A 12,839-nucleotide genomic window follows, 5' to 3' on the forward strand; every position below is an offset into this window, starting at 1 on the left:
TCGTGCTGACCGGCGCTGGCAAGTGGCTGCGCGGCACCGAGCGCCGCGCGGCCACGTGAGAGGACGTCCGACTCAGTACTTCTTCCAGCTGAAGGATGTCAGCAGCGGATTGCCGGTGCTCTCCGATGAAAACATCGACGAGAGCGCTTGGTCGTAGTGGATCGCGGTCCCGCCGGAATCGTTCAGCGTCTTGGTGAGCAGCGTGCCGTAGAAGTCGGCGCCGCCAGACAACGTGACGGCGGCATTCGGCGTGTTGATGATCGCGGCGCTTGCCGTCCCGCCACTGAGCGACACAGGGCTCGTGCCGGCATAGTTGATCTGCAGGTTGGACGCGACGAACGTCGAATTGGCGACGCCGCCGCCGCTGAGCGTAAGCACGTTGCCTGAGCTGATGCCGGTGCCGGCGACGTTGATGATCACGGGACCGCCGTCGATCACGAGCGACGCGCCGCCGCTGATGTTGAAACTGTTGACGGTGTAATAGCAGGGGCAGCCGGAGGCCGCGCCGACGTGAAAGACGACGTCCGACGAAATGGTGACGTTGCCGAGCAGCGTTGCGCTCGCCACGGAATTGCCGCCGCTGATTTTCACGATGTTGGGGTTGCCGGCGCCGCTGGGTAGCGTGCAGTTGGTGTAGCCCGTGCACCCGGTATTGTGCGACGAGCTCTGCGTGGCGGTGCCGGGAAGCGGCGTCGGCGCTGAGGGGGTGGTGGGATACCACGTCGAGGCGAGCTGCACCAGGCCGCCGGTGACGGTCGCGCTGCCGCTCTGCGTCAGCGCGTCGCCGGCGACGCCGCCGCCGCCGTTGTTGCACGTGCCAACGCCGGTGCGCGGCGTGTACAGCTTCCCGTTGATTGTCGCGCCGCCGCTGTCGGTCAGGTTGCCATTCGTGCCGACGTTCGCCGGAGACGACGTGTTGATCAAAGGATGCCCGCTGCCGACGCTGCCGCCCGACCAGTACGACGCCGTCCCGAGCTTGGTCGAATCGTAGCTGTTGGTCGCGGCGCTCCCCGAGAAGGTGATGGCGCCGCAGACCGACCCGGTTGCAAACGCCGAGTAGCTGTTGCCCGTGACGCCGATCAACGGCGTCTCGAGCGTCGAAATCACCTGCACCTGCGCGGTGCGCGCGCCGGACACCGTGCCGTTCGAGACGATGCTCCAGGTCTGGACGACGGTCGTGCCCACCGCTTGCATCGACATCAGCACCGCATACGAGGAAAAACCGATATTGGACGCGCCGGAGCTGAGCGTGCCTGTCGCCGCCGTCGCGAACGCGCTCGACGTGGTCGCGACCGGGTAGTTCGAGGTCACGCCGCCCATCGCCGACAGCACGATGCAGGGTCCGGTCGGCGCCGACCCGGGTGTGTACGCGCAGGTGCCGCTCGTCGTCGTGCAGCCGCTGGTGCAGGTCACCGGCGACTTCGTCATGTCGTAGCTGCTGGTCAGATCGCTGCCGGCGCTCCCCGGCTGCGTGTAGGAATTGAGCAGCCAGTTCACCGACTTCTCGATGCCCGACTCGCCGGCGTAGCGCGCCTGCGACATCATCGTGTAGTTCATCGTCGAATAGGTTTCCGTCTGCGACAGGAACATCAGCGACGCGGCCAGCGCCGAGAGGGCGGCCATCAGGAACAGGGTGATGATCAGCGCGACGCCCCGCTCGTCTGAGGCGCGCGTCGGAACGACCGATGCCGGCATGGTCACAGTCCTATCAGAGTGGTGATGGTGGACGGCGTCGATTGCACGCGCGCCGCGTTGTGGGCCGCGAGCTCCCAGGTATTCACGACGTTGCGCGGCGAGACGTTCAGGAGCGCCTTCGTCTCGGTCTGCAGCTGCTTGGTGACCGGATCGACCTTCTGCGTGTTCACGGTCATCGTGATCGCGACATCGAGCACGTAGGTGTTCGACGAATCCATCTGATATTGGAAACATGGCGTGCTGTTCGGGTTGGCCGTGATGTTGGACAGGAGCACCTGCGCCGCCGTCAGCGTCGGCTTCGACACCGCGTCGAAGGCCACCATGTTCCGGTAGAGGTTGCCGGCGGCGGTGTCGCAGGTGTATTCGACGTAGACCATGCTGCCGTCGGCGTTGATGTCGCCGAACAGTTTGAGCACCGTGGCGGTCGACCCGTTACTGAAGTTCACCGGCGACGCGGCGGGCGGGATGACCCCGGTCGTGAAACCGCCGCTGACGCTGACGCTGGCGCCGATGCTGTGCCCGTAGAGGAACGACGTCGCCAGCGACGTGGCCGTCGCGTCGAGGCTGTTGTTGATGGTGATCGTCTTGGTCGCCGTGTTGATCGCGGAAATGTGCACCGTCTCTTGCGCGCTGCCCGCGTCCACGACGAGGTTCTCGCCCACGAACATGCCGGTCACGGAGCTGAGCACGGCCGTAGTCGCACCCGCCGAAACGGCGGTGGTGGACACCGTCACGGCCGCGGGCAGCGCAATCCGCCCGGCCTGGCCAACCTCCTGCTGCAGGAGCTCGGTCGCGCTTCGGACGCCACTGTGCAGCTCCGTCCGGTTCCAGATCGTCGACTGTGCCTTGGTCATCTGCAGCAGCGCCGACGTGACCACGCCGGAGACGATGAGCATGAGCGCTGTGGAGATGAGCAGCTCAGGGAGCGAGAAGCCGGCCTCGTCCGCCCGGCGGGCGCGCGGCGAACGGCGGTCGTGTTGACGTTGGAGCAGCGTCATGGCGTCAGAACGGGTACGTCTTGTAGACGGTCAGCGTCGAGCTCGATTTGTTGGCGGCGCCGAAGCCGCGCGAAATCGTCACCGTCACGGTGATCTGCTTGAGATTGGTGGAGCCGGCCGGCGTGGTGATCGCCCACGCGCGTTCGTAGAACCAGGACGTCGGGGCGGTCGTGCCCGAGGCGGCCGCGCAGGCCGCTCCGCTGGAGCCGCAGAGATTGCCGTTCTGATCGAGCCAATCGACGTACTTGGCGACGGGACTGCTCGTGACGCTGCTGCCGCCGGCCACCAGCCCGGTCCCGCCGGTTGTCGCCGCCGGGAACGACGTGGTGTCGCTCGTCGCGTCGGTGTAGGCGAGCGCGAGGAGCTGCTCCATCTTGTCCTGGGCATATTCCGCGGTTCTCGCGGCCAGATGCCCCTGGTTCTCGGTCGTCGAGAGCGCCACGGCGCCCAGCGACATCAGGCCCGCCATCAGCGTGGCCATCAAGCCGCTCGCGATGATCACTTCGACCAGGGTCGAGCCCGACTGCGGGTTCGCGGCGCGGGACGTCATTGCTGCACCCAGGACGGCGACGTGGCGTACGCCGTCTGAAAGCTCCGGACGAATCCGGTCGCCGCCAGCGTCACGCCGTAGACGGAGGCGCCGTCATTGATGTAGAACGCGTTGAGCCCGGTCGGACTGCCGGTCGTGTCGACCGGAATGCCGCGCGAGTTGAAGATGATGCAGGCGGTATTCGCCACGGCGTGTCCCGCGTTGTCGAGGCATGAGGGAGCCTGCGCGATTGTCGTCTGGGTATTGGGCGGCGCGGTGGCGACGATGCCGTAGCCGAAGCTGACGGTCGACGCCAGCGACTGGGTGCCTCCTTCGGTCGTCCACGACGGGCACGGCGAGGTCCCCGGCGTGGCGCACGTCTGCAGGTAGTACTGACGGCCACTCAAATCCGCGAAAATGCGCGCCTGGGTGAACTTGGCAGCGGCGCGCATTTTTGCGGAGGAAATCTCGTTCGAGATGCTCCGTGCGTCGCCGCTCAACTTCAAATAGTGCAGGGCGTTGCCGGTCATCGGGATGGCGATCGCGCCGATGACGCCCATCAGGCCGACTACGACCATCAACTCGAGCAGACTGAATCCGCGCGAATCGCGCAGACAGGAGAGCGGCGGGCGGTGGGGAGTGCCCATCATGTTTGCCCACCAATGCGCAAGGGATGTGCCGTCGGCGGGATACGGAAAGGCCCAGGAAGGCGCGTTGGCCATGCTCCGTTCCGGGACAGGGAGTGACAGTACTGAAATCGCGAGGTGCGTGGGCGCGCACCTCGCGGAGCGGGCCGCCGTTACGCTTTGAGGTGCTTGTTTACAAGCTTGGTCATCTCGAACATGTTGACCGTGGCCTTGCCGCCGAACACCGGCTTCAGCGCGTCGTCGGCCTTGATCATCCGCTTGTTCTTCGGATCCTGCAGCTTGTTCTTCTTGATGTACGCCCAGAGCTTCTTGGTGACTTCCGTCCGCGGAATGGGCTTGCTGCCGACGACTTCCGCGAGCGAGGCGCTCGGGTTCATCGGTTTCATGAATGCCGCGTTCGGCTTGCGCGCGGACTTCTTCGCCGCCTTCTTGGCCATCTTCTCTCCTTGAGTTAGCCGGGGGGCTACGCCCCGCCGGACCCCCCTACACACCGACGTCCGGGACCCCCTGGCCCCGCGCCGTTCGGGTGGCTCACTCGCTGGCGCTCGTTCGTCCGTGACAGGGGCATGCGCGTGAATGCACGAAGGGTAGCACAATTTCCCGGTTTTTCATGGGGGAAACGGCTCATACGCGGATGACGCCGATGCCCATACCGGCCCCAGGCCGCGGGTCGGCGACATATTCGTGCGCGCGATGCCGGACCTTGATCGTGTCCCAGAACTCCGGCGATCCGAACTGCGGCCAGCGCTGACTCGCGCGCACGTCGTGGAACGCAATGACGCCGCCCGATCGCACCAGCGGACCGTACATCTCGAAATCCGCCTTCGTCCCCGCCAGGGAATGGTCGCCATCGACCCACAGCAGATCCACCGCGGCGCCGCCGAGCGCCGCGTGCAGGCGCGCCAGTGTCTCGCCGGCGTGCGAATCGCCGCGGATGGCAGTCAGTCTCTGTGCCGGCTTCAGCCGCGCGCGGACCCGCCCCAGATCCTCGTCGCGGGTGCCCCACCCGTTCCGGTCGTCGGTCGGCATGTCGATGCTGACGATGTGCGCCGAGGCGGACGCGACCGCCGCCCAGCAGACGAGCGTGCCGCCGTGGTGCGTTCCGATCTCCACGACGACGCGCGGCGCCAGACGCCGCACCTCGCCAACCAGTGACTGCAGCTCCCACGTCCGCTGAATCGCGCCGAACTCACGGATGGCGCGGCGGGCCAGCCACAACGGCGCCGGACCGTCGCGCAGCGCCGTCCGCATCACGTGACCGATCTGGCGGGCCAGCACGATTACTTGATGGTCACTGTCGCGGCGCCTGCTTTCGACGCGACCGCGTTGAACGCATCCACATCGGCCTTGAGCGCCCCTGTGGCCCGCTCCATCAGATCATCGAACTGCGGCCGCAGATCAGTCGAACGCTCCTTCACCGACTTGTTCAATCGCCGCTCGAGCTGCACGACGTTCTGATAGAGCGCAATCATCTGGTTGTCGAGACGGCCGGGGAAATTGAGCGCGTCCTGCCCCGCCTCCCCCTGCACCTGCGTGAGATCGCCTTCCACCGCGACCAGCTTCTCGTTCAACTGTTTGGCCGCGGCCGCCACGTCGGCGTGGCCCGATGTCTGCCCGGCAATCTGCGCCGCCTGTGTCTTGGCGTCGCGCAGCCTGGCGAGCGTGTCGTACATCGTCTTGATCTGCCCGCCCAGTTCCATCGCCATCTTCAGTTGCTCGGCCCCCTCGGCGTCGGTCATCTGCGGCAGCCGCGGATCGGTCGAGAGCCGGAAGGATTGTTCCTGCGACCAGTCGCCGGACGTCAGCTTCGCGGTGTAGACGCCGGGCGCCGCCTTCGGGCCGCCGCCGCGGCCGCCGCCACCGCCCCACATCACGATCTTTGGCGGCACGGTGAACGGTGAATCGAGCCGCGGGTTCCAGGTGAACTGGTTGAGCCCCTTCTGCCCGCTGAGCGCGCCGACGGTGCCGGCACCACCGAACCCGCCGCGGCCGCCTCGCCCTCCGCCGCCCTGTCCACCGCGACCCGCCTGTCCGCCGTCGCCCGGCGCGGGCGCGGCCGGAGGAATTTCCGGGGGCGCCTTCATCGCCGACCCGGCGCCGGGCTGAGCCGTCGAGGTGTAGACCACCTTACCGGCCGGATCCTTCACCTCCAGCGTGATCGGATTCGCCGGCGGGTCTCTGAACCAGTAGTAGAAAGTCGGCAGCGGGCCACCCTGGCGATAGGCGTCGGCCGGCTTGTAGAACACGCCGCTCGTGCGCTCCAGTCCGGCCTTCAGCCCCTGCACGACGGGCAGCGCGTCGACGATGTAAAACGAACGCCCTTCCGTCGCCACGATGAGGTTCTTGCGGTAGACCTTCAGATCCATCACCGGCGTGCGCGGCAGGTTCTGCTGGAAGCCCTGCCAGTGCGCCCCTTCGTCGAACGAAATGTACATGCCGTGCTCGGCACCGGCATAGAGCAGGCCGGCCCGATCCGGATCCTCACGGACGACGCGCGTGTAGTCGCCGTCGGGGATGCCGTTGTTCCCGTCGGCGATCCGCTTCCACGTCTTCCCGAAGTCGTTCGTGAGATACACGTACGGCGTGAAGTCGTTCAGCATGTAGCGATACGCCGTGACGATGGCGCGGCCGGCGTTCTTCGGCGACAGATCGATCACGTTGATCGTGCTCCACTCGGGAAGTCCGGTCGGCGTGATCTTCGTCCACGTCCTGCCGCCGTCGCGTGACAGCTGCAGCAGCCCGTCGTCGGTACCCGCCCAGAGGAGCCCGGCCGTCACCGGCGACTCCTCGAACGCGAAGATCGTGTCGTAGACCTCGACGCCGGTGTCGTCGCGGGTGATGCCGTTGACGCCGGAGTAGTCCTGCTTCGACTTGTCGTTGCGGGTGAGATCGGGGCTGATCGTGTTCCAGGTCTGGCCGGCGTCGCTCGACTTGTGCACGAACTGCGACGTCACGTAGACGACGTCTGGGTTGTGCGGCGAGATGCGCATCGGCGCGTTCCACTGGAAGCGGTACTTCATGTCGGCGGCGCGCTGCCCTGTTTCCTCGTCGGCGTAGACGCGGACGCTCTCGCTCATGCCGCTGTAGCGATCGGTGCGCTGGATGGTGCCGCCGTAGTTGCCGGCATAGATGATGTTGGCGTTCCTCGGGTCGACGGCGAGGTAGCCGCTCTCACCGCCGGCGACGGTGATCGGATCGCCTGGGCCGGTGCTCGGCACGCCGATGTTGGTGTTGTCCTGCTGCGACGCGTAGATCCAATACGGCCAGCGGGTGTCCGTCTCGAGGCGGTAGAGCTCGGCGGTCGGCTGGTTGTTGAGCGAGGACCACGTGCGGCCGCCGTCGAGGGACACGTTGGCGCCGCCGTCGTTGCCGTTGATCATCGCCTGGTTGTCGGTCGGGTTGATCCAGAAGGCATGGTTGTCGCCGTGCGGCGTGCCGACGACGGTCCACGTCTTGCCTCCGTCGGTCGACTTCATCGCGCTGGTGTTGACGGCGTAGGCGGTGTCGGCCTGCTGCGGGTCGGCGTAGATGTGGGCGTAGTAGAAGGCGCGCTGCAGCAGGTTGCGCGAGCCGTTGACCTTCGCGAAGCTCTCGCCGCCGTCGTTCGAGACGAAGACGCCGCCGTTGTCTCCTTCCGCCTCGACGAGCGCGTAGACGCGCTTGGAGTCGGCCTGCGAGATCGACACGCTCGACTTGCCGACCATCACGCCTTGCGGCAGGCCTTTGGTCACCTGCGTCCAGGTGCTGCCGCCGTCGGTCGACCGGAAGATGCCGCTTTCCTGGCTCTTGCTGCCCGAGTCGATCGTCCACGGCCGGCGCTCGACGGTCCACATCGACGCGAGCAGGTTGTTGGGATTCTTGACGTCCATCGTCACGTCGCTCGCGCCCGTGCGCTCGCTGACTCTCAGCACCTGCTCCCAGGACTTTCCCCCGTCTTTCGTCCGATAGACGCCGCGCTCGGGATTGGGGCCGAAGATGTTCCCCTGCACGGCGAAGAACGCGGTGTTGGGATCGGTCGGATGGATGACGATGCGGCCGATGAGACCGGCCTTCTCGAGGCCGATGTGCGTCCACGTCTTCCCGGCGTCGATCGACTTGTAGGCGCCATCGCCGTTGGTGACGTTGCCGCGCGGATCCGCCGAGCCCGTGCCCATATAGATTACGTTGGGATCGGACGGCGCGACCTCGACGGCGCCGATCGTGCCGACGCCGATCTGCCCGTCGGTCAGCGGCTCCCAGCGCGCGCCCGCATCCGTCGTCTTCCACACGCCCCCGCCGCACGCCCCCATGTAGTAGATCCGCGGATTCGACGCGACGCCGCTCACGGCGGTGACGCGACCGCCGCGGCTCCACACCGGCGACAGCGGACGGTAGTAGACCTGCTCGTACAGAGAGGGGTCGACGACGATGGTCGCCTGATTGCGCGTCTGCCAGCCGTGAGCCACGCCGAATGGCGCGGCCGGCAGGGCCGCCGCCGCCAGCAGGACGATGAGTGCGAGCTTCTTCATAGCGAAGGAATCTTACAGCGTCCGGCTTCCGCCTGCGGGCGCCGGCTCCGCAGTGGCTCGCGCGCCGCCGTCACTGACACGTGCCCGCCCGGCCCGGCTCCGCGGCCGGCCTCGTCACCGACAGGAACTGCACTCTCGGCGGCGCGGTCGGCGCCAGGGTGATCGCGACTCTCACCTTGCCGCGCTCGCAGTCGAGCGTCCAGTCGCCCCGCAGCGCGTTCTCGACGCGATCGAAGCCCGAGCCCGGCCGGCAGACGCCGACCTGCGCGCGCAGCGCGTCGAGATCGGTCTGCCGGTGGGCCTTGTCGCGATCGAGGAACAGGTTCGGCGCCGCGATCCGATCGGCGACAGCGTCGTCCCACCTCACGACAAGGCCCGACACGGCGTCGCGCGCTGAGACGAGCGCCGCCGACGGCTGGATGGCGCGCGGCTGCAGGCCGCCGGTCTTCGTCAGCAGATCGAACGCGGACTCGAACGTCGCCGTGAAGCTCGTATAGGTCTTGTTGCCGAAGGCGATGAGGCCGACTCCATACTCCGGCAGCCACCGCTCGTAGCTGCCGAACCCCGGCAGTCCGCCGCCGTGCGCGACGAGCGTCGGGAACTGGCAGTTCTGCCACACGCGCAGGCCATAGGCGTAGCCGCCGGCATTGAGCTGACCCCGTGTGACCGTCGCCGCCGACGGCCGCCACACCTGCTGCATCTCGCGGAGCGACGACCGCCTGATGGGCAACAGCTCCGGCCCGTCGCGCGGCGGCCACGCCGACAAATGCGCGCCGACGTACTTCCCGAGGTCCGACAGCGTCGTCAGCATGCCGCCCATCGATCCGAACGACCCGTTGGCGAGCAGCGGTTCGTTCTTCCACTGGTCGTCTTCCCAGCGGTAGCCGTGCGCGAGCCGGTCGGCCGGCACACTCGACGGCTCCAGCGTGGTCGACGCCATGCCGAGCGGCCTCAGGATGTTGTCGGTCACATAGCGGGTATAGACGGCCGTTTTCGCCGTCGCCGACGGATCGACGACGTTGGCGACGACGCGCCCGAGAATCGCAAAGCCGAAGTTGGAGTACTCGTAGGCGATCCCCGGCGCGTTCGAGAACGGGATGCCGGCCCGGATCATCGCGGACAGCTGATCGTCGCTGTCGGCGAGCTGCTGATCGCCCCACGGGTTGTCCTCCGGAAAGCCCTCGGCGTGGGAGAGCAGGAGGCGGATGGTGATCTTCGGCGCGTCGCTCGTGGGGTAGACGAGCGTGCGCATCTCCGGCACGTATTTCTCGGCCGGGTCGTCGAGCGACAGCCTGCCCTCGTCGCGCAGCTTGAGGACCGCCATCGCGGTGAAGCTCTTGGTCATCGACGCGATGCGGAAGACGGTGTCGGGCGTGACGGGCGCTTTGGTCGGCAGGTCGCGGTAGCCGGTGACGCCGGTGTGCACCAGCGCGCCGTCGACGATGACGCCCCACGCCGCGCCAGGCACGTGCTGGTCGGCGGCGAACTGCTGGAAAAGGCGATCGATGTCGGGATACGCGCGCGCCAGCGTCGCGGCCCGATCGGGATCCGCGAAACGCGGCGCCGGCGCCTTGAAAGTGGGCGGGTCCTGCCGGATGGCGATCAGCGGCAACAGCGCGACGAACGCAGCGGTCCTGGCGGTCATGATGCCGCCGAATCTACCACCGAACGAGGAGCCGATCGACGCTATGCGCGAGCCAGGTCCGCCCGCGCCTGACCGGCGGATTACACCATCTATCTTCGCCGCAGGATCGGATACGTCGTCGTGTCCTTCAACTGATCGTCGAGATAGTTCCACACGACGAGCCCATCGTCGGAGGCCGGTTCGAGCAGGTAGAACGCGAGCCGGCCGAGCGGCTGCGCGGTCGTCACCTCGACGTACTTCGCGCCCGCCTTGACGTCAGGCTTGGCGCCCCACGATCCCTCGACCCGGCGCATCGCGTGCCCTTCGAAGTTCTGGCCGGCAGTGTTGTTCGCGATCGTGAACGCCTCGACGCCGGACGGCGGCTGCGCGTCGCGCATCCGGATGCCCTGCCGCGTCAACAGCTCGATCGCCTTCCTCGCGTCGGCGGGCACGTAGTAGGCCAACGGCACCGTCTCGGTCGTCGCCGGCTCGAACCACATCATATCGACCATCTTCTCGGGATGGACGACGTCCTTGCGGCGGCACATCACCGCCTGGTTGAGCGGATTGATCGCGGGCTCGACCTCGCCCATCAACACGTCAACCAGGCCGCCGCGCTTCATCTTCGCGCTCGTCGAAAGGGTGGCGCCGGCGATTTTCTCCGTGTCGGCGTCCTCGACGGCCTTCTTCAGCCTGGCGGCGTTGGCGCTGGCAAAGTCGAGAGAGGCGTCGAGAAAATCGTTCGTCGCCTTGATCCGGTCTTCGAATGTGGCGTAGGCGTAGGCTTCGCTGAGCAGCGCGAAGCGGTTGCGCAGCCCGACGTAATTGTTGTGGAAACGCGGCACGTCCTCGAACGTCCGCCACTCGCGGGTGACTCCTTCCGGCGGCGGCATGATGGTGCACGCGGCCCCCTGGCCACGGCCGCCGCCGCGCTGCCCGCCCGGAGCTGAAGGCGGCGGCTGTCCTGGCACGGCCGGCTGCGGAGACTGCGCCGGCGGACCGCCGAAACCGCGCCCGCCGGGCGTCGACACGTTGCCGTAGTAGAACGAATCCCACCCGTGCCGCGTCTTCATGTCGCTGGTGACGAAGGGAAACCATTCGTCCGTCATGATCTTCATGATCGCGGCCGGCGTGTCAGGATTGAGCGGCGGCGAGTAGGTCAGGTAGTAGCCGTGGTAGGACCCGTCGGAGGTGTGCAGGTCGTAGCTGACGTGCGGATCGTAGTCGTTCATCAGACCTACGAACGCCCTCGCCTCCGGCGTGTCGAGCTTCATGTAGTCGCGGTTGATGTTGAGGTTCTGCGCGTTGGCGCGCGTTCCCATCCCGTTGATCGGGCCGTTCTGGCGCTGCCGGTTGTTGAGCGCGAACTTCTCGTTGCCGTCGGCGTTGTAAATGGGGGAGATCAGGAACACCATCGAGCGCAGCCAGTCGTCGTGCCGGTGCTGCGCGAATTCGCGTAGCAGCACCTGCGCCGATTCCTTGCCTTCCACTTCGCCGGCGTGCACGTTGGCCTGGATGTGGACGCGCAGCTTGCCGCTCGCCTTGACCGCGGCCGGGCTGGCATCCTTCAGTCCCGTCCCCACTACTGCCAGCGGCAGCGCGCGCCCCTCCGTGGTGGTGCCGTAGGTCGTATAGAACACGATCGGCGACGCCTCGTCGACGGCCTTCATGAATTTGACGACGTCTTCGTAGGTGGACGTCGACTTGAATCCACTCGACTCGGCGGTGGTCCTGAGATCCGCCAGCCCAGTCTGCTGCGCGCGCCCCACGGCCACGGCCAGCACACACGCCGCCACACACGCAACACCACGACGCATCCGGTCACCCTCCGCGGCCATCCTACGCCACCCGCGGCGCGCTACTGGTGGCACTGCGGTCCGGCGTGTCGCAACCAACCTCTACACGTAGTGCCCGATCGCCATCAGCACGATCGCGACGATTTGCAGGGTGATGACGATTCGCGACCCGGTCGCGGCGCGCGCGCGCGCCGCCGCCATCTGCGCGCCCAGCGCGGCCCGCTCTGCCTCCGCCGCCGACGACAGCCGCGCCGCCAACTCTCCCATCTTCTTTGCGTTCTTCGCGACCACGACGCCGCCGACGACGAGCGCCAGGATTCCAGCCAGGCCGCCGGTGCCGAAGGTCATCGCGGCGCGCGACCCGCTCAGCGCGGGATCGAAGCCGCCAGTGAAACGGTAAAAGAGATAGATGCCGGTCAGCACCGCCGTTCCCCCCATCGAGGCCATGAACGCCGGCAGCTTGCGGCGCATGAGCGCCCCCATCATCGGCGCCGCCGCGGGACCGATGTCCTGCAGTGACGGCAATACGACGAACGACAACAGGAACGTGGCGCCGAGCCAGATCGCGGCGACCAGCACGTGGGCGGCGCGAATCAGCAGAAAGAGCGCGGTCGATGTGGACATGACGCGCGCATCATACCTTGTCGAGGGGCTTCGCCCCTCGAACTCCCCCACTCGCTCGCGCGCTCGCCGCTCCGCCGGCTCGCTCCGCGTCGCGAGGCTCGCTCGCGATACTCGCTCGCGACGGCTCTTCCCCCGCTGCCTGCGCCCCTCGAACTCCCCCACTCGCTCGCGAGGGTGACGCAAGCCGTCACGGTCACACCTTCACGCCGTCGCGGGCGGCAGCGACTGCAGGTGCTCGGCGAACACGTCGTTGAAGAGCGCGCCGGGGCGCCGCTCTCGGAGCCGCTCGACAACCGCCGGGCCGCTCATGCCGCCGAGGTGGTGGAGGATGCGGCCGGCGACCAGCGCCGAGCGGTTGAACCCCATGCCGCAGTGCGAGAGCACGCGGTGGCCGCTGCGGATCAGGTGCGCCCCCATC

The 12,839-nt window shown here is 67.3% G+C and carries 11 protein-coding genes; all 11 read right to left on the bottom strand.

Annotated features, from left to right (window positions below):
- Positions 1-72 precede the first annotated feature (72 nt).
- On the bottom strand, positions 73-1,695 hold the full coding sequence (locus VGI12_02725; protein ID HEY2431559.1) for a PilX N-terminal domain-containing pilus assembly protein: 1,623 nt from the start codon (positions 1,693-1,695) through the stop codon (positions 73-75).
- Between the two features lie 2 nt (positions 1,696-1,697).
- Positions 1,698-2,693 (bottom strand): prepilin-type N-terminal cleavage/methylation domain-containing protein, encoded by a 996-nt coding sequence (locus VGI12_02730; protein ID HEY2431560.1) that lies wholly within the window; start codon positions 2,691-2,693, stop codon positions 1,698-1,700.
- A gap of 4 nt (positions 2,694-2,697) precedes the next feature.
- Positions 2,698-3,243 carry a hypothetical protein gene (locus VGI12_02735; GenBank protein HEY2431561.1) on the bottom strand — a complete coding sequence of 182 codons (546 nt, stop codon included), beginning with the start codon at positions 3,241-3,243 and terminating at the stop codon, positions 2,698-2,700.
- A complete protein-coding gene (locus tag VGI12_02740; GenBank protein ID HEY2431562.1) occupies positions 3,240-3,869 on the bottom strand; it encodes a prepilin-type N-terminal cleavage/methylation domain-containing protein in 630 nt (209 codons plus the stop codon). Before VGI12_02740 ends, VGI12_02735 begins: the two co-directional genes overlap by 4 nt.
- 152 nt (positions 3,870-4,021) lie before the next feature.
- A complete protein-coding gene (locus VGI12_02745; protein ID HEY2431563.1) occupies positions 4,022-4,306 on the bottom strand; it encodes an SWIB/MDM2 domain-containing protein in 285 nt (94 codons plus the stop codon).
- A gap of 187 nt (positions 4,307-4,493) precedes the next feature.
- Positions 4,494-5,147, bottom strand: a complete 654-nt coding sequence (locus VGI12_02750) for a class I SAM-dependent methyltransferase (protein HEY2431564.1) — start codon at positions 5,145-5,147, stop codon at positions 4,494-4,496.
- A 2-nt stretch (positions 5,148-5,149) separates the two neighbouring features.
- Positions 5,150-8,377: a hypothetical protein gene (locus VGI12_02755; GenBank protein HEY2431565.1), complete on the bottom strand. Its 3,228-nt coding sequence runs from the start codon at positions 8,375-8,377 to the stop codon at positions 5,150-5,152.
- A 70-nt stretch (positions 8,378-8,447) separates the two neighbouring features.
- Positions 8,448-10,022, bottom strand: coding sequence for a serine hydrolase domain-containing protein (locus VGI12_02760; protein ID HEY2431566.1), 1,575 nt, complete (start codon positions 10,020-10,022; stop codon positions 8,448-8,450).
- 89 nt (positions 10,023-10,111) lie between these two features.
- Positions 10,112-11,818, bottom strand: coding sequence for a M14 family zinc carboxypeptidase (locus VGI12_02765; protein HEY2431567.1), 1,707 nt, complete (start codon positions 11,816-11,818; stop codon positions 10,112-10,114).
- Positions 11,819-11,899: 81 nt separating this feature from the next.
- A complete protein-coding gene (locus tag VGI12_02770) occupies positions 11,900-12,421 on the bottom strand; it encodes a hypothetical protein (GenBank protein ID HEY2431568.1) in 522 nt (173 codons plus the stop codon).
- A gap of 201 nt (positions 12,422-12,622) precedes the next feature.
- On the bottom strand, positions 12,623-12,839 hold a 217-nt coding region (locus tag VGI12_02775), incomplete at its 5' end, for a hypothetical protein (protein ID HEY2431569.1).

This window comes from Vicinamibacterales bacterium, from assembly GCA_036496585.1.
GTDB lineage: Bacteria > Acidobacteriota > Vicinamibacteria > Vicinamibacterales > 2-12-FULL-66-21 > JAICSD01.

What these genes read in the sequence shown, in the direction of transcription:
- VGI12_02740 (HEY2431562.1), bottom strand. Translation starts at nt 3,869, where the DNA reads ATGGGCACTCCCCACCGCCCGCCGCTCTCCTGTCTGCGCGATTCGCGC.
- VGI12_02725 (HEY2431559.1), bottom strand. Translation starts at nt 1,695, where the DNA reads ATGCCGGCATCGGTCGTTCCGACGCGCGCCTCAGACGAGCGGGGCGTC.
- VGI12_02770 (HEY2431568.1), bottom strand. Translation starts at nt 12,421, where the DNA reads ATGTCCACATCGACCGCGCTCTTTCTGCTGATTCGCGCCGCCCACGTG.
- VGI12_02765 (HEY2431567.1), bottom strand. Translation starts at nt 11,818, where the DNA reads ATGCGTCGTGGTGTTGCGTGTGTGGCGGCGTGTGTGCTGGCCGTGGCC.
- VGI12_02755 (HEY2431565.1), bottom strand. Translation starts at nt 8,377, where the DNA reads ATGAAGAAGCTCGCACTCATCGTCCTGCTGGCGGCGGCGGCCCTGCCG.
- VGI12_02735 (HEY2431561.1), bottom strand. Translation starts at nt 3,243, where the DNA reads ATGACGTCCCGCGCCGCGAACCCGCAGTCGGGCTCGACCCTGGTCGAA.
- VGI12_02745 (HEY2431563.1), bottom strand. Translation starts at nt 4,306, where the DNA reads ATGGCCAAGAAGGCGGCGAAGAAGTCCGCGCGCAAGCCGAACGCGGCA.
- VGI12_02730 (HEY2431560.1), bottom strand. Translation starts at nt 2,693, where the DNA reads ATGACGCTGCTCCAACGTCAACACGACCGCCGTTCGCCGCGCGCCCGC.
- VGI12_02760 (HEY2431566.1), bottom strand. Translation starts at nt 10,022, where the DNA reads ATGACCGCCAGGACCGCTGCGTTCGTCGCGCTGTTGCCGCTGATCGCC.